Here is a 16481-nt window from a genome sequence, read left to right as displayed (position 1 = left end):
CGGGTAGCCAACTCCAGACCGCCGGCGCCGCCGCCGACAATGACAATACGATGGGACATGGGGATAACTCGCAAGGCTAAAGGAAATCGGTGCAATTACCCGTGCGAGCGCGAGGCAGCTCATAGCGTCAGGTAACTGATAAGTCGGCTCAACAGGCCCAAACCAATGGTCACTGCCAGCACCAGCACAAGGAGCATCCACGGCCGGAAAGGTCGGCGCTCGACTTGGTGCTGGGACAGTTGCAGGTACTCTTCGACATGCTTTTGGTCGTCGGGGTTCAGGCGGCTGGTCATAAAGGCCTCGTCAGGTAGACGTTGCTGAGTGTGTAGAAGCTACAGGCTGATTTAACGAACGTTGAACGGAGCATAGCCGGTGTCCGGAACAGGCTCGACGCTCAGCGTATCGTCCAGACGGATGATGCCACTTTGTAACACTCGGGCAGTGATCCCGCCATGTCCGCGTACGGCCTGAAATGTCCCTGGGCCGAGGTTGTTTTGCAGGCGAGCGCACGGTTGGCACCAGCCGGTGGTTTCGAAAATCGCCTGGCCGATACGGAAGCGCCGGCCCTTGAGACTGAACAGGTTGATCCCGCTGATAACGAGATTGCGCCGCAGATCCTCAGGCTTGACCGGTCGATCATCCGGGCGGCCCATCAATGAGCTGATCACAGCCAGATGCTCCCACTGAATCAGCGTCACCTGCCGCGCATTGCGCACACCGGGACGTGCGCGATCACCGGTCAACCCGGCCTCGAGCCGGGCTTCCACGGCATCCAGTTCGATCATTGGCACGTGCGGTGCCGGGCGCACGCCGATCCAGCGAACGCGGCCGGTTTGCGGGACTTGGGCAATCAGTTCCTGCAATGGACTCACAGGCTGATCCCTACATCGAACACGATGCTGCGTCCCAGGTTGCTGCGCAGAAAGTCCGGTGCATCGGGATGGGCGAACAGCACACGGGCGAATGTAGGCCCCACCAGCGACAGCGAGCGCCAACCCTGGCGCAGGTACTCGGTGGGCGGCGGGAAATGGCTGTTGAGGTCCAGCACCTCGCGCTTGAGGCTGGCGAAGGCAATGATGTCCAGTTCGCCCAGGTCCATGCCGCGTTCTTTGTAGTTATGAGCCTTTTTGCGCAAGGTCGGCGCCAGCCGCAGCAGGAACTCGTTGGCCGGGATGCGTCGTGGCTTGGCCTCGCGACGCACCAGTTGGCTCAGGGAAAACGCACTGCGTCGACGTTGCAGTTCATCGCGCCACTCATCATTGAGGCGCCGGCCCTCATCGAGCACGAAGAACACTTCGAAACTGGCATCGCGAAACAACACATCCGGCGGTTCCCCGGCCGGGGCGAATTCGTCGGCGCGATAGGGAATGTTCAGCCCTTGCAGCAGGCGTTGGCAGACCCAACGCTCACGCTCCCATTTGCGGGCATTGGACAGGAACGCGTTGGCTTGCTCGGCCGCGATGGTCAGCAGGCGTAAGTAATCTGAGTCATCCATAGGCCCAAGCTTAGCGTCCAAATGTGTTCGCAAAGAAGACAATTTGTCGCGGAGGGCCGATTCCTCACGTTCCCATGCCCGTTTCAGGGCGCTGCACAAAACGGATAGTGATCTGCGCGCACTGGATATTGCCGCGTATCCGCTGGCTCTACCCTCGGCTGTACGGACGTAAGCCGTGTTACCGACGCTCTAAAAAAACAACAACAAGAGATATATGCCATGCGCAAGATCGACGTACATGAGGTTATCGACAACGCTCGTTTCAACCGCTTTCACTGGATGGTGCTGTTCTGGTGTGCGCTGATCATCATCTTCGACGGCTACGATTTGGTGATCTACGGCGTGGTCTTGCCAATGCTGATGAAAGAGTGGGGGCTCAGTCCCCTGCAGGCCGGTGCTCTGGGCAGCTATGCCCTGTTCGGCATGATGTTCGGCGCGCTGTTCTTCGGCCCGTTGTCTGACCGGATCGGCCGCAAGAAAGCCATCACTCTCTGCGTAATACTCTTCAGTGGCTTCACCGTGATCAACGGTTTTGCACGAAACCCCACCGAGTTCGGCATTTGCCGCTTCATTGCCGGCCTCGGCATTGGTGGCGTGATGCCCAATGTCGTGGCCCTGATGAACGAGTACGCACCGAAAAAAATCCGCAGCACACTGGTAGCGATCATGTTCAGTGGTTACTCGGTGGGCGGCATGTTGTCCGCTGGGCTGGGCATTGTGCTGATCCCGAGTTTCGGCTGGCAGTCGGTGTTTTACGTAGCGATCCTGCCGTTGCTGTTGTTGCCGCTGATCATGTATTTCCTGCCGGAGTCGGTGGGCTTCATGTTGCGTCAGGGGCGAAATGAAGAGGCGCGCAACGTTCTGCAACGCATTGATCCCGCTTACGTCGCGCAAACGTCTGATCAATTGCACATGGCTGAAGTGAAGGGCACGGGCACTCCGGTGTTGCAGCTGTTCCGCGAGGGCCGTGCGTTGCGTACGCTGATGCTGTGGCTGGCGTTCTTCTGCTGCCTGTTGATGGTCTACGCGTTGAGTTCCTGGTTGCCGAAGCTGATGGCGAATGCCGGTTACAGTCTGGGTTCGAGTTTGTCGTTCCTGCTGGTATTGAATTTCGGGGCGATTTTCGGCGCTGTGGGCGGCGGGGTATTGGGCGACAAACTCAATCTGCCGAAAGTGCTGGCGGGGTTTTTTGCCATGGCGGCGGTGTCGATCACCCTGTTGGGCTTTAACAGCCCGATGCCGGTGTTGTACCTGCTGATCGCCATTGCCGGCGCCACTACCATCGGTTCGCAGATTCTGTTGTACGCCTGCGCCGCGCAGTTTTACTCCATGACCATTCGATCCACCGGCCTGGGCTGGGCTTCGGGCATCGGACGCAACGGCGCCATTGTCGGTCCGCTGCTGGGCGGTGCCTTGCTCGGGATCAGCCTGCCCCTGCAACTGAACTTCATGGCGTTTGCCGTGCCCGGTGCGGTGGCGGCCCTGGCCATGACCGTGTTCGCCATCAGCAGCCGTCGCAGCGCCTTGAGCGTCAGCCCGGCGCTGCCAGCGACCGGTGCCTGAGTCATGAAACGGTTTTTCCAGGACTTCTCGCTATCAGCGGCCGTGGCTGGATTCATCGCCACGGTGATTTCCTACGCCGGGCCGCTGGTGATCATCTTTCAGGCGGCTGAAGCGGCAGATCTTTCTCGGCAAGTGTTGTCGTCCTGGATCTGGGCGATCTCCATCGGCAGCGCTGTGCTCGGAATCGGTTTGAGCCTGCGCTACCGCGTCCCGGTGATCATCGCCTGGTCGGCGCCGGGCTCGGCGTTGCTGGTGGCGCTGTTGCCGGAAATTTCCATGGCGCAGGCGGTCGGCGCTTATCTGGTGAGCAGCCTGATCATTTTCCTGGTCGGCATTTCCGGAGCTTTTGACCGGATCATCAGCAAGCTTCCCGCCGCCATTGCCGCGGCGATGCTGGCGGGGATCCTGTTCAGTTTCGGTACCGGGTTGTTTGTGTCGATGCAGCACAAGCCGTTGCTGGTGCTGACCATGTTTGCCAGCTACCTGGTGTGCAAGCGGGTGATGCCGCGTTATGCGGTGATGATGGTGTTGCTGGTGGGCTGTTCGATTGCCGCATTCACTGGCGATTTGCATCGTGAAGCGTTGGTGATCGGCCTGGCCACGCCGGTGTGGATCACGCCCGAGTTCAGCCTGGGTGCAATCCTGAACATCGCCTTGCCGCTGGTGATGGTGGCGCTGACCGGTCAGTTCGTGCCCGGTATGGCGGTGCTGCGCGCCAGCGGTTATCCGACGCCGGCCAGCCCGATCATCGCCAGCAGTGCGCTGGGCACGGCGCTGCTGGCGCCGTTCGGTTGCCATGGGCTGAATCTGGCGGCGATCACCGCCGCGATCTGCACCGGTCGCGAAGCCCACGAAGACCCACGCAAACGCTATGTAGCCGGGGTTGTGGGCGGCCTCTGCTACCTGCTGCTCGGGATCTTCGGTGCCACGCTGGTTTCGCTGTTTTCGGCGTTCCCCAAAGAGTTGATCGCGGCGCTGGCCGGGTTGGCGTTGTTCGCCGCCATTGCCTCGGCGTTAACGGGCGCGATGGCTGTGCCGAGCGATCGTGAAGCCGCGCTGGTGACCTTTCTGATCACGGCCTCGGGCATGTCTTTGTATGGCTTGTCCGCGGCGTTTTGGGGATTGATTTTCGGCATGGTCACCCATGTGCTGTTGAACGTCCGTCGCGAATCCGCTGCAACTGAAGCTCTTCAACCTGTCGATCAAAAACAATAAGAGAAAGACAATGAAACAGAGTCTCCCAACAACCGGTTCAGCGTTGTCCCTGGCTGTCGTCTCGGGTTTTTCCACGGGCGCAATGGCCGCAGAAAAAGGCTTTATCGAAGACACCACAGCGACGTTGCAGGCGCGCAACTATTACTTCAGCCGTGACTATTCCGACATCGTCGGCGCCAACCGGCAATCGAAGGCCGAGGAGTGGGCGCAAGGCTTCATTCTCAATGTGAAATCCGGTTACACCCAGGGTACCGTCGGCTTCGGTGTGGACGTCATTGGCCTGCTCGGCCTCAAGCTCGACAGTGCCCCTGACCGGACCAATACCGGTTTGTTGCCGGTGCAGGACGACGGCCGTGCGGCGGACAACTACAGCCGTCTGGAGGGCGCATTGAAAATGCGCTACTCCAGAACCGAGCTGAAAGTCGGTGAGCTGCAACCCAATCTGCCGGTATTGGTGTTCAGCGATATTCGCCTTCTGCCTCCGAGTTACCAGGGCGCAAGCATTACTTCCAACGAGATCAATGGCCTGACCCTGCAAGGTGGTCATTTGCGTTCAACCAGCCTGCGCAACGAGGCTGGCGATGAGAAGATGCAAGCCATGCTTGGCCACGTTCCGCAGCGTCAGGCCAGCAGTGACGGGTTCAATTTTGCCGGTGCTGATTACGCTTTCAACGAAAAGCGCACCTCGGTCAGCGCCTGGTACGGTCAGCTGGAAGATATCTACAACCAGCGCTTCCTCGGTCTGAAGCACAGTGAGCCTTTGGGCGACTGGATTCTCGGCGCCAATCTCGGTTACTTCGATTCGCGCGAGGACGGCAAAAAATCGCTGGGCAACATCGACAACCAGGCGTTCTTCTCGTTGCTGTCGGCCAAGCGTGGCGGCCATACGTTTTATGTCGGCTATCAGGGCATGTTCGGTGACAGCGCGTTCCCGCGGGTATTTGCCAACATCTCGCCGCTGGGCAACGAAGTGCCGACCTACGAGTTCGCCTACACCGATGAACGTTCCTGGCAGGCGCGCTATGACTATGATTTCGCGGCGCTCGGGGTTCCGGGGCTGACCAGTACCGTGCGCTACATCAGTGGTAACAATGTCGATACCGGGCAAGGCTTCGAAGGCAAGGATCGCGAGCGAGACCTGGACATCGGCTATGTGCTGCAGAGCGGCAGTCTCAAGGGTTTGGGCATACGCGTGCGCAATGCCATGGCGCGATCCAACTACCGCAGCGATATCGATGAGAACCGCTTGATCTTCAGTTACACCTGGACCTTGTTATGAAGCGCTGATCACAGATTGCTGGTGCAATCACCCATGACGTCGTAGGTCACGCGATGGGTCTGGCCCTGATGATCGATGTACACCATGGTCGCCGGTACAACCCCGCAGGCGGTCGCTGTGTCGGACACCGAAACCACCTTGGCGATGTCCAGTGGCTGCGCCGGGTTGTACATCACCGCGGCAGGTTGGTTGTCGGCAGCCATGGCCGAGGTGGCGATGACGGTCAGCAACAGGCTGATCAACGTTTTCATGCTGGCGTGCTCCGGTTCGGTTTCATGGGTAAATTTTAGTCTTCGCCAGCGTCCGATAAAGGGGCGAATGCCGGATGCAGTCTTGCGTAAAACGTAACAATCACGGCCTGCTCTGTGCAGCGTTGGCGAAATTGTTCGCCAGGTATGAGGCGGTCATCGACGATCTGCAGCATTGGGCATGAGATCGAAAGGGGCGGTGTAGACTGGAGGCCTGTCCGCCTACAGCAAGAAAAGGGAGTGCGCCCCGTCATGATCGGTGCCGAGTTACTGTCTTGCGCAACCCTCACCGTGGGTTGGTTGATCTACGTACCGGTTTTGATTTGGGCCGCTGCGCGTGCGCCTTGGGTCGAACTGTTCACCGACAGTCGTCGCCAGCATTTGCTGTTCGGGACGGTGTTCGCGTTGTTTCTGTTGTGGTTGGTACGGCGCGATTTCGATACCGGCGTGTCTTACCACTTCATCGGCATGACGGCGGTGACCCTGCTGCTGGACTGGCCGCTGGCACTCGTCGGCGGGTTGGTGGCGCAGATGGGGCTGGTGCTGCTGGGGCGTCAGGACCTGGCCGCTGTCGGGGTCAACGGCGCCTTGTTGATCGCCTTGCCGGTGCTGGTGACCGAATGCTGCGCAATCCTTGTGGAGCGCGCGCAGCCGCGTAACCCCTTCGTGTACATCTTCGTTTCCGGATTTTTTGCGGCGGCTCTGTCGGCGTTACTGTGCCTGCTGCTGGCGCTTTGGTTGCTGTGGTTCGACGAACGTTTCGCCATGCCGTACTGGCTGGAAGATTTCGTCGGTTACCTGTGGCTGATCATTTTTCCGGAGGCGTTCATCAACGGCATGGTGGTCAGCGCGTTGGTGGTGTTCTGTCCCGAGTGGCTGGAGACCTTCAACCGCACGCGCTATCTGTCGGCGCCGTGGAAGGACGACGATCCCAAATCTTGATGAGCCCGGGATCGTCGTTGCGACGGCTCAGTGGCGCGGATCGAAATCGCCGCTGAACAGTTCGTCCTCGGCATCGGGGGCGACCGGAATTTTATGCTCTTCCGACGCCCAGGCGCCGAGGTCGATGAGTTTGCAACGGTCCGAGCAGAACGGCCGGAATTTACTCTCTGCGCTCCATTCCACAGGGGCGCCGCAGGTCGGGCATTCGACGGTTGGGGTTTGGCTCATGACTGGCCTCCACGCAAAGTTAGGTAAAAGTGATGCAGGCGTTCGACCTCGCTGTGCAGCCAGGCGAGGTCGCGGTCATTGACCACCACATCGTCGGCATGGCTGATGCGATCCTGACGGCTGGACTGCGCCTTGAGAATCGCGTGGATCTGCTGTTCGCTGGTCTTGTCGCGCTGCAAGGTGCGTTCGATCTGTAGCTGTTCAGGGGCATCGATGACCAGCACCCTTTGGGTCATCGCGTATTGGCCGGACTCGATCAGCAGTGGTGATACCAGGATCGCGTAAGGTGATTTTGCCAGTGCCAGGTGATGGGCGATTTCTTCACCGATCAGCGGATGCAGCAAGGCTTCCAGCCAGCGACGTTCATCCGGGACTTCGAAGATCAGATTGCGCAACGCGGCGCGATCCAGTTGGCCATCGGCCTGCAATACGGCGGGGCCGAAGTGTTCGGCGATTTTCGCCAGCGCTGGCCGGCCCGGTTCCACCACCCAGCGTGCGGCGTGATCGGCATCGACCGCGTGCACACCCAGGTCGATGAAATGCTGGGCAGCCGCGCTTTTGCCGCTGCCAATGCCGCCGGTCAGGCCGAGAATCCAGGGTTTTTCCACAGGGGTATTCATTTCAAACCGACAAACTGCCAATAGAAGTCGGTTATTTGACCACCCCAGAGCAAGGCAATCCAGCCGGCAATTGCCAGATAGGGGCCAAAGGGGATCGGCGTCGACGTTCTGGCGTTGCGCACACGCAGGTAAATCACGCCAACAACAGCGCCCACCAGGGACGACAACAGGATCGTCAGCGGCAGAATCTGCCAGCCGCCCCAGGCGCCAAACATCGCCAGCAGCTTGAAATCTCCATGACCCATGCCGTCCTTGCCAGTGAGCAGCTTGAACAGCCAGAACACCGACCAGAGCGCCATGTAACCGGCAATCGCGCCCCACAACGCATCAGGCAACGGCACGAACAGAGCGAAACTGTTGACGATCAACCCCAGCCACAGCAAGGGCAGTACCAGCACATCCGGCAACAGTTGGTGCTCGGCGTCGATCAGGCTCATGGCCAACAGGCCCCAGCTGAGGGCTAATGCCATGCACGCTTGCCAGCCGAAACCGAAATGCCAGGCAATGAATGCCGACCCGAGGCCGCAGGCCAGTTCGATCAGCGGATAACGCTTGCTGATCGGTGCTGCACAACCCGAGCAGCGCCCGCGCAGGAACAGGAAACTGAGCAGTGGAATGTTTTCCCACGGGCGAATCCGGTGGCCGCACTGTGGGCAATGGGAGTGCGGCAGCATCAGGTTGAACGTCGGCAGCGGCGATTCGCCGGGCAGGCCGAGGATTTCATGGGCCTGCACGCGCCATTCGCGCTCGAGCATTTTCGGCAGGCGCCACACCAGTACGTTGAGAAAGCTGCCGACCAGCAGGCCGATCACCCCGGCGATCACTACGAACGCCAGCGGGTGTTGAATCAATATTTCGCTCAAGGGCATGTCAGATCGCTGAACCGAGTTGGAAGATGGGCAGGTACATGGCAACCACCAATCCCCCGACGATAACACCCAGCACCACCATGATGAACGGTTCCATCAGGCTGGTGAGGTTATCGACCATGTTGTCGACCTCGTCTTCGTAGAACCCGGCGACTTTGTCGAGCATGTCGTCCAGTGCACCGGACTCCTCGCCGATGGCGGTCATCTGCACCGCCATGTTTGGAAAAATGCCGGATGTACGCATGGAGAAATTCAGCTGCATGCCCGTCGACACGTCTTGCTTGATGCGCAGTACCGCACGCTTGAACACGATGTTGCCGGTGGCCCCGGCCACCGACTCCAGGGCTTCCACCAACGGTACGCCGGCGGCGAAAGTGGTCGACAGCGTGCGGGCAAAACGTGCCACGGCGGACTTGTACATCAACGTGCCCACCAGCGGCAGCTTCAGCAGCCAGGCGTCCGTGCGATCGCGAAAGCCCTGTGACGTCCTGAAGGCGTGGCGCACTCCAAAAATCGCCGCAATCAGCGCGCCGAGCATGACCCACCACCAGTCCTGCATGAACCGTGAAAGGCCGATGACCATGACGGTGAACGCTGGCAGTTCGGCACCGAAGCCTTCGAACACCGACTGGAACTGTGGCACCACCTTGACCAGCAAAATGCCGGTCACGATGATCGCGACGAACACCACCACCAGCGGGTAGGTCATGGCTTTCTTGATCTTGGCCTTGAGACTTTCGCTCTTTTCCTTGTAGGTCGCTACCCGTTCCAGCAGCGTATCCAGCGCGCCGGCCTGCTCACCGGCGTCCACCAGGTTGCAGTACAGCTCATCGAAGTATTGCGGTTTTTTGCGCAAGGCGGCGGCGAAGCTGTTGCCCGCCGCGACTTCCTGTTTCACCTCGTCCACCAGCTTGCGCATCATCGGGTTGTCGAAGCCTTCGCCGATGATGTCGAACGATTGCAGAAGCGGTACACCGGCTTTCATCATGGTCGCCATTTGCCGGGTGAAGAGGGCAATGTCGTGGGCCTTGATGCGTTTGCCCATGTCGAAAATCGACGTGGTTTTCTTGCGTACCTTGCCGGGGTTGATGCCTTGCTTGCGCAGTTGGGCCTTGACCAGCGCCGGGTTCTGCCCACTCAGCTCACCGCTGATTTTAGTGCCTTTGCGGTCTGTGCCTTCCCAGGCATACACGCTGATTTTCGCTGCCTTGACCGCCATGTTCAGTCCTTGGTGACCCGATTGATTTCTTCCAGGCTGGTGATGCCCTGCATGGCCTTGAGCAGCCCTGAGGTGCGCAGGTCGTTGAAACCATCCTTGCGCATCTGGTCATCGATTTGCAGTGCGTTGCCTTCGGCCATGATCAGCCGTTGCAGGTCCGGCGTGTTCTTCACCACTTCATAAATCCCCACTCGCCCTTTGTAACCGCCATTGCAGTGATCGCAACCGACCGGTCCATAGATCGTGAAGGTGCCGATGCGTTCCTCAGGAAAGCCTTCCTTGATTAACGCTTCGCGGGGAATTTCCAGCGGAACGCGGCAATGGCTGCACAACTTGCGCGCCAGGCGCTGGGCAATGATCAGGCTGACGGAGGTGGCGATATTGAAACCCTGGATGCCCATGTTGTGCAGACGGGTCAAGGTTTGCGCGGCGCTGTTGGTGTGCAGGGTCGACAGCACCAGGTGCCCGGTCTGCGCAGCCTTGATGGCGATTTCGGCGGTTTCGAGGTCGCGAATTTCGCCGACCATGATCACGTCCGGGTCCTGCCGCAGGAATGAACGCAGCGCCTGGGCGAAATCCATGCCCTGTTTCGGGTTGACGTTGACCTGGTTGATGCCTTCCATGTTGATTTCGACCGGGTCTTCGGCGGTCGAAATATTGATATCCACGGTATTGAGAATGTTCAGCCCTGTGTAGAGCGAAACCGTTTTACCCGAGCCCGTGGGGCCGGTCACCAGAATCATTCCCTGCGGCTGTTTCAGCGCAGCCATGTACAGGTCTTTCTGGTCCGGCTCGTAACCGAGGGCGTCGATGCCCATTTGCGCGCTGGTGGGGTCGAGAATCCGGATGACCACTTTCTCGCCCCACAGTGTCGGCAGGGTATTGACCCGGAAGTCGATGGATTTGCTTTTGGACAGACGCATCTTGATCCGGCCGTCCTGGGGTCTGCGGCGTTCGGAGATGTCGAGGCTGGCCATGACCTTCAATCGTGCGGCGATGCGGTTGGCCAATTGGAACGGCGGCCGGGCGACTTCATGCAACACGCCATCGGTGCGCATCCGCACGCGGTAGTTCTTTTCGTAGGGCTCGAAGTGCAGGTCTGAAGAACCGCTCCTGATCGCATCGAGCAGCATTTTATGGACGAAACGCACCACCGGTGCGTCATCGGCCTCCTGACCGCCGATAGCGTCCTGGCGTTTGTCGTCGGTGGTCTCGATGTCGAGGCCATCGAGGTCTACATCGGCGATGTCTTCCAGGCCAGAGCCATGGCTGTCGAAGAACTTCTCGATGGCATCGCTGAGTTTGTCGTCTTCGACCAGGATCGCTTCGGTCGTGAGCCCGGTGCTGAACTGGATGTCATTGATGGCTTGATGGTTGGTCGGGTCGGAAACGCCGACGAACAACTTGTTGCCACGGCGCCAGAGGGGCAGGGCGTGATGCTGGCGGACCAGTTTCTCGCTGACCAGGCCTTTGGGCTGAATATCCTTGTCCAGGGTATGCAGGTCGAGCAGGGCCATGCCGAAATGTTCCGAGGCGATCTCGGCAACCTGGCGGCTTTTAACCAGCTTGTTCTGGACCAGGTAGGTCACCAGGGAAATACGGTTGCGTTGGGCTTGTTGATACGCCTGTTGCGCGCTTTTGTCAGTGAGCAGCTCGGCCAGGACCAATTGCTTGGCCAGACCGCTGAGGGCGATGTCATTCATTGGGATACCGGACGCAGACATTTAATGACTTATAGCCTAGTCAAGCAACGGAACCAAACCAGCAGCGCCGAGGTGACAAAAAGTGTCAGATAGTGCGGATCCTGGGAGTAGGAAAGGTCTTCAAGGCTGGCGAGTACCCCGCCAACAGGGCGTGCAGGGCTTGGCATGGGCTGTGCTGCGACAGGTTCAGATCATGAGATTTCGACTCATGCACGGAGGCTGTCTATGAACACTCAAAAAGGTTTTACCCTGATCGAGTTGCTGATCGTGGTGGCGATCATCGGGATTCTCGCGACGTTTGCGATACCGGCGTATTCCAAGTATCAGGCGCGGGCCAAGGTCACGGCGGGGCTGGCGGAGATTTCGGCGTTGAAGGTGCCTTTTGAGGACGTTATCAATCAAGGGACCGACCCTGATCTAACCAAGGTAGGCGGAACTGCGACTACGGCTAATTGCACTACGACCGCGTCGGGCAAGGCTGTTGATGGAACTGGCACGATCGCTTGCACGATTCTAAATGCGCCAGGGCCGGTACTGAACAAGACCATCACTCTTACGCGTGCTCTGACCGGGTGGACCTGTACGACCACTGTGGATCAGGAATATGCACCTAAAGGCTGCACCAAAGTCTGACCTTTTTTGGTATATCCACCCCTGCTTATGCAGGGGTTTTTTTTCGCGTCAGGCAGTTGGATTGAGTATTGATAAAAATTGCCGAAATTTCATGGCCTTAGGCCTGCGAGAAAACCCGCAACTTGCATGTAGATAAAGTTCAACTCATGCATTTTGCACGAATCCGAAAAATTGCGCTTTTCATAACTTACTGATTTTTAAGGATTTAACGTTTGTCTCAAACTTGGCACAGCGTTCGCAATATCTCTGGTAACCCTGCTGACATGAACCCAGCAGACTTTCCAGAAAAACAGGAGTTACTCGTATGAAGAAGTTCGCTATCTCTGCCGCTGCTGCTACCGCGCTGACCCTGACCATGGCCAACGTTGCATTTGCCCAGACTCAGGCCACTCAAGCACCGATGATGCTGGCCGCCGGTGAAGTCACCGAAGCGAAAGAGGATGTTTCCGATACCTGGATCACTACCAAAGTCAAATCAGACCTGATTACCGAAAAAGGCATCCCAGGTACCGATATCAAAGTTGAAACCAACAAAGGCGTCGTGTCCCTGTCGTCCACCGTTGCGGTGACCGATGCTCAGAAAGACACCGCCGTGGCGATCACCAAAAAAATCAAAGGCGTCAAAGCAGTATCCGCTGACGGCCTGAAATCCGAGTAAGGCTAGGCTTCTCGCCTGGACCGGGAGAAGACGCGATAGACGGGCCGAGTCATACGTCTATCGCTTCTTGAGTGTTCATGCGAACGGCCACAAGGACGTGGCCATTACAGGCCCCGGCATTCGTGTCGGGGCCTGTTCTATTTCAAGATCAATGCAAAACCCTGTGGGAGCCGGCTGATATCTGCCGAACATGCCGCAATCCTTGTAGGAGCCAGCCTGCTGGCGAAAAACGTCCAGACACCGCAGGCTCGCTCCTTCATGGGTTCTATTGGCTGCCTTAATTCCCGCGCTTGCTGGTGATCTGCACCAGCCGATTTCCTTCAAAGCGCAAGTACTGGTACATCCCGCCATTCGGACCGTAAGTCCATTCCTCGACCTGGAACTCTTCCCGTCGATTGGCACTGCGCTTGTAACCGAGCAAATCGCGGCTGACCGGGTCGCCACATTTTTGCAGCACCTCACTGGAGCGGTCACCGACGCTGATCAGTTGGCTGCCACAGCGCAAAGTATCCGCCGCCCAGGCCTGGCTCGCCGCTGCCGTCAACGCCAGTGCTAGCAGGCGATGCTTGTACATCACTCGGCGTCCAGATGCATTGGCGTGACGACCTTGCCGTCTTTTTCGGCTTCGCCCAACTGTGCGTCGATGAAGTACACACGGTCATCGGCGAGCTGACCTTTGTCGACCAGATAATCCTTGATGCTGCTGGCCCGGTCCTGGCCTAACTGACGCAGCAGCACATCGCTGGAGCTCCAGAACTGAATGACGCCTTCACGCATCTTCGCTGTGCGTTCTTCCTTGCCCAGGTCTTTCCATTCGGCCGGTGGCTGGGTTTTCAGGCGTGTGCGGTAGATGCCTTCGAGCAACGGCCCTTTTTCGCTGTCCGGAACATCCAGCAACGACGCTTGGGCCGGGACTTTATCGCCTCGACGCTGGAGCATTTTGTAGTAGTTGTATTGGTATTCCCGCTCCAGACGCTGCTCGGCGATCAGCGGACCATCGCTGCTTTTCGCCGCCGTACCTTCGATTTCCAGGCGCAGGGCCGGGCGCTCCTTGAGCGCCTTCGACAGTTTGTCCAGGGCACCTTCGGCATCCTTGCTCAGATCGCTGGAACCGGGCGCGAACGACACGCTGCCAAGATCTTCCGAACCTCCCCCCGAGACCAGACCGCCAATCAGTTTGAACGGCGCGGCAGCGGCCTTGACGATCAGGTTGCGCAGGGTCTGCCAGACAATCGGCATGATGCTGAACTGTGGGTTGTTGAGATCGCCGGTGACTGGCAGTTCGATGGAAATCTTGCCGTCGACATCCTTGAGCAGAGCAATTGCGAGTTTCAGCGGCAGGCTGACGGCGTCGGGGCTGTCGACTTTTTCACCCAGTTGCAACTGTTCGACCACCACTTTGTTTTCGGCTTTCAGCTGGCCCTTGGTGATTTGGTAATGCAGGTCGAGGTTCAGCCGGCCCTTGCGGATGCGATAGCCGGCAAACTTGCCGGAGTAAGGCGTCAGCGTGGTCAGTTCCACTCGTTTGAAACTGGTAGCGATATCGAGGCTGGCCATCGGATCGAACGGGTTGACCGCACCTTTGATGGTCACCGGTGCATAGCGGTCGACCTTGCCTTTGACGTCGACACTGGCCGGCTTCGCCTGGCGGCTGTCAATGGTGCCGATCTGGCCGTTGAGCTGCTGGATGGCGGTGGCGAAATTCGGCGTCAGGCTGAAGTCGGCGAAGTTGGCCGAGCCGTCATTGATGGCAATGCCGCCAATGTGAATACCCAGCGGTTTGTCTTTGCTGGCGGCGGGTTTGGCGACGGCAGGTTTGGCGGCGGTGTCAGGGGGTTGCGGGATCAACAAGTCATCGACGTTGGTGGTGCGGTCATCGTTGATCATGAAGCGTACATAGGGTTGCAGCAGGTTGATCTTGTCGATCGACAGGCTGTCGCCATGCTGATAATTCAGGCCTTCGACCATCACCTGCTGCCACTTGAGGAAGTCGCGGGTTTTCAGGGTGTCGAGGGTATGCAGTTGATCGACCTGGGCGCGACCGGTGACGCTGAAAGCCAGCGGCTCGGTGCTTTTCAGGTTGACCGCCAGATCGCTGCCGAGCATGCCGCTGCGCAACTCCAGGCGAATGAACGGGCTGATGTAGGACTGGGCGACGCGCAGGTCGATGTCCTTGGTCTGCACGTTCAGCCTGGCGCTGATCGGCGCCAGGTTGACCTCGCCATCGGCCATCAGCTTGCCTTGCTTGCCGACACCGGTGTCGAGCTTGAGCAGGAAGGGTGAACCATTGAGGCTGTCGAATTTCTGCAGGTCGAGATTCAGCGGACCCAGTTCCAGCGCCACCGCAGGCTGGGCCTTGCGGTCTGCCAAGTGCACCTGGTAATCGCGCAGTTGCACGTCATTGAGCAGCACTTGCCAGGGCTTGCTCGGGACGGGGTCCGCTTTCGGCGAGTCAGCGGCAGCGGGCGTGTTGGTCGGTTCGGCGTTCGCTTTGGCGGCGGGTTTGGAAGGCTGGCTGGCGAACAGTTTCTGCCAGTCGAGCTGGCCATCGGCTTCCAGCGCGGCCCAGGTTTCCAGTTTGTGGCTGCGAATCTTGCCGACCACCACTTGTTGCTTGGCCAGGTCGACGGTGGTTTCGCTGACGTCCAGACGCTCAAGCCTGACCAGCGGCCGACCGTCCGGCGCCTTGATCGCGAAGGGGGCGATGGTGGCCGAGACGTTGCTCAGCAGCAGTTCGGTTTCCTTGGACAGGTTGAGCTTGTAGTCGGTGCTGATGCTCATGACACCGCTTTCGAGGTCCAGCGGGACAGCGTCGCGCACATAGGGCCAGAAGGCTTTCATCTTGCCATCGGTGATTTTCAGCTTACCTTCGGAGGCAATCGGGATCAGGCTGAAGTTACCGGTCCAGTCGATTTGCCCGCCGTTGGGGCCGACGGCCACCAGGGTCATATCGGCGCTGTCTTCGGGCAGGGTGCTGAGGTTTTTCAGCTCGAAATCGAGTGAGTCGTAGATGAATTCGATGGGCTCGCTGGGCCGGGCATCCTCAAAGTGCACGGCACCGCCAGCCAGCTTGATCCGTTCGATGCGCAACGGAAACGGCTTGGCATCCGGGTCGGCGGGTGTCGGTTCGCTGGCCGGAATCTTGAAGAGCCCGAGCAGGTTGAGTTTGCCGTCCTTACTGAAGAGGATTTCGGTCTTGGACTTGTCCAGTTCGATATCCGACAGATGCAGCGCCTTGGTCCACAGGCTATCGAGTTGCAAATTGGCGTATAGACGTTCGAAGCCGATTTGCTCTTTGCCGGGCTCGCCAATGCTCAGACCCCAGAGCGTGACTTCGAGGCTGAACGGGTTGAGTTCGATCCGCTGGAGCGTGGCGGGCATCGTGGAATAATTGGCCAATTGCTGGTTGGCGATGCGCAGGGCAATGCCCGGCAAAATCAAGAAGCCCAGCAAACTGTAGAGGGCCAGAGCAGTCAACAAGGCGCCGACGGCGCGAATCAATCCTTTGTACATGCGTGGCTTCATCTGTGTGAATCGGAGTGCCTTGGAGTATGGCACGCGATTCCGGTTCCGAAGCAATCAGCCTGTTCAGCTTTTTTCAGATTTATCTGACACGGATCAAAGCTGCAGGATCAGGGTTTTCAGCGGTGGTTGTTGGTCCATGGACGGAAAATCGGCACCCGGTTTCATGACCGTCCACTCGCGCACCGGCCGTCCTGCTTTCTCGGCGCAACGCAAAACCTGTTCACGCCAATCGTCCATGCTGACTTTCGCCAGGTTGTTGCAGCAGATCAGCACGCCGTCGTCGG

General features: G+C 58.8%; 17 protein-coding genes and 1 pseudogene. 6 read left to right on the top strand and 12 right to left on the bottom strand.

From position 1 onward, the window contains the following. Positions 1-119 precede the first annotated feature (119 nt). The 3 genes from D8U69_RS28225 to D8U69_RS28215 are packed head-to-tail and all read right to left on the bottom strand — an operon-like array spanning position 120 to position 1495. Positions 120-293 carry a DUF3094 domain-containing protein gene (locus D8U69_RS28225; protein WP_007970531.1) on the bottom strand — a complete coding sequence of 58 codons (174 nt, stop codon included), beginning with the start codon at positions 291-293 and terminating at the stop codon, positions 120-122. A gap of 51 nt (positions 294-344) precedes the next feature. Next, positions 345-872 (bottom strand): MOSC domain-containing protein, encoded by a 528-nt coding sequence (locus D8U69_RS28220; RefSeq protein WP_056855645.1) that lies wholly within the window; start codon positions 870-872, stop codon positions 345-347. Further along, positions 869-1495, bottom strand: a complete 627-nt coding sequence (locus tag D8U69_RS28215) for a DUF1780 domain-containing protein (RefSeq protein WP_007970534.1) — start codon at positions 1493-1495, stop codon at positions 869-871. The genes D8U69_RS28220 and D8U69_RS28215 overlap by 4 nt, the downstream gene beginning before the upstream one ends. 219 nt (positions 1496-1714) lie before the next feature. On the opposite strand from D8U69_RS28215, the gene D8U69_RS28210 reads away from it, so the two are divergent. From D8U69_RS28210 to D8U69_RS28200, 3 genes are read left to right on the top strand one after another with little or no spacing between them, the layout of a single operon-like run. After that, a complete protein-coding gene (locus D8U69_RS28210) occupies positions 1715-3058 on the top strand; it encodes an aromatic acid/H+ symport family MFS transporter (protein ID WP_056855644.1) in 1344 nt (447 codons plus the stop codon). A 3-nt stretch (positions 3059-3061) separates the two neighbouring features. Then, on the top strand, positions 3062-4273 hold the full coding sequence (locus D8U69_RS28205; RefSeq protein WP_130908595.1) for a benzoate/H(+) symporter BenE family transporter: 1212 nt from the start codon (positions 3062-3064) through the stop codon (positions 4271-4273). Positions 4274-4283: 10 nt separating this feature from the next. Further along, positions 4284-5552 carry an OprD family porin gene (locus tag D8U69_RS28200; RefSeq protein ID WP_130908594.1) on the top strand — a complete coding sequence of 423 codons (1269 nt, stop codon included), beginning with the start codon at positions 4284-4286 and terminating at the stop codon, positions 5550-5552. An 8-nt stretch (positions 5553-5560) separates the two neighbouring features. On the opposite strand, the gene D8U69_RS28195 is transcribed toward D8U69_RS28200, so the two are convergent. Then, a complete protein-coding gene (locus tag D8U69_RS28195) occupies positions 5561-5803 on the bottom strand; it encodes a DUF2790 domain-containing protein (protein WP_056855641.1) in 243 nt (80 codons plus the stop codon). Between the two features lie 249 nt (positions 5804-6052). On the opposite strand from D8U69_RS28195, the gene D8U69_RS28190 reads away from it, so the two are divergent. Next, positions 6053-6742, top strand: coding sequence for an energy-coupling factor ABC transporter permease (locus D8U69_RS28190; protein ID WP_056855640.1), 690 nt, complete (start codon positions 6053-6055; stop codon positions 6740-6742). A 27-nt stretch (positions 6743-6769) separates the two neighbouring features. On the opposite strand, the gene yacG is transcribed toward D8U69_RS28190, so the two are convergent. The 5 genes from yacG to pilB are packed head-to-tail and all read right to left on the bottom strand — an operon-like array spanning position 6770 to position 11381. Next, on the bottom strand, positions 6770-6970 hold the full coding sequence (gene yacG / locus D8U69_RS28185) for a DNA gyrase inhibitor YacG (protein ID WP_056855639.1): 201 nt from the start codon (positions 6968-6970) through the stop codon (positions 6770-6772). Further along, positions 6967-7590 carry a dephospho-CoA kinase gene (coaE, locus tag D8U69_RS28180; RefSeq protein WP_130908593.1) on the bottom strand — a complete coding sequence of 208 codons (624 nt, stop codon included), beginning with the start codon at positions 7588-7590 and terminating at the stop codon, positions 6967-6969. Before coaE ends, yacG begins: the two co-directional genes overlap by 4 nt. Next, entirely contained in the window at positions 7587-8459 is an 873-nt protein-coding gene (locus D8U69_RS28175) for an A24 family peptidase (protein WP_056855637.1), read from the bottom strand. Before D8U69_RS28175 ends, coaE begins: the two co-directional genes overlap by 4 nt. A 1-nt stretch (position 8460) precedes the next feature. Continuing rightward, on the bottom strand, positions 8461-9678 hold the full coding sequence (locus D8U69_RS28170) for a type II secretion system F family protein (RefSeq protein ID WP_056855636.1): 1218 nt from the start codon (positions 9676-9678) through the stop codon (positions 8461-8463). A gap of 2 nt (positions 9679-9680) precedes the next feature. Beyond that, a complete protein-coding gene (pilB, locus tag D8U69_RS28165; RefSeq protein WP_056855635.1) occupies positions 9681-11381 on the bottom strand; it encodes a type IV-A pilus assembly ATPase PilB in 1701 nt (566 codons plus the stop codon). A 225-nt stretch (positions 11382-11606) separates the two neighbouring features. On the opposite strand from pilB, the gene D8U69_RS28160 reads away from it, so the two are divergent. Continuing rightward, a complete protein-coding gene (locus D8U69_RS28160) occupies positions 11607-12014 on the top strand; it encodes a pilin (protein ID WP_056855634.1) in 408 nt (135 codons plus the stop codon). A 304-nt stretch (positions 12015-12318) separates the two neighbouring features. After that, positions 12319-12672, top strand: a complete 354-nt coding sequence (locus D8U69_RS28155; protein WP_130903548.1) for a BON domain-containing protein — start codon at positions 12319-12321, stop codon at positions 12670-12672. A 277-nt stretch (positions 12673-12949) separates the two neighbouring features. Here D8U69_RS28155 and D8U69_RS28150 read toward each other — a convergent pair whose 3' ends face one another. From D8U69_RS28150 to D8U69_RS28140, 3 genes and pseudogenes are all read right to left on the bottom strand, one after another. Beyond that, positions 12950-13246, bottom strand: a complete 297-nt coding sequence (locus D8U69_RS28150; protein WP_130908592.1) for a DUF2845 domain-containing protein — start codon at positions 13244-13246, stop codon at positions 12950-12952. Then, on the bottom strand, positions 13246-16197 hold the full coding sequence (locus tag D8U69_RS28145) for a DUF748 domain-containing protein (RefSeq protein ID WP_130908591.1): 2952 nt from the start codon (positions 16195-16197) through the stop codon (positions 13246-13248). Before D8U69_RS28145 ends, D8U69_RS28150 begins: the two co-directional genes overlap by 1 nt. Before the next feature lie 93 nt (positions 16198-16290). Then, positions 16291-16481 (bottom strand): annotated as a pseudogene (locus D8U69_RS28140) (SAM-dependent methyltransferase); the annotation flags it as partial.

Source organism: Pseudomonas sp. Sample_16, assembly GCF_004307665.1.
Classification (GTDB): Bacteria; Pseudomonadota; Gammaproteobacteria; order Pseudomonadales; family Pseudomonadaceae; genus Aquipseudomonas.
The sequence above is the reverse complement of the archived record's forward strand: the minus strand, read 5'-3'. Positions and strand labels throughout refer to the sequence as shown.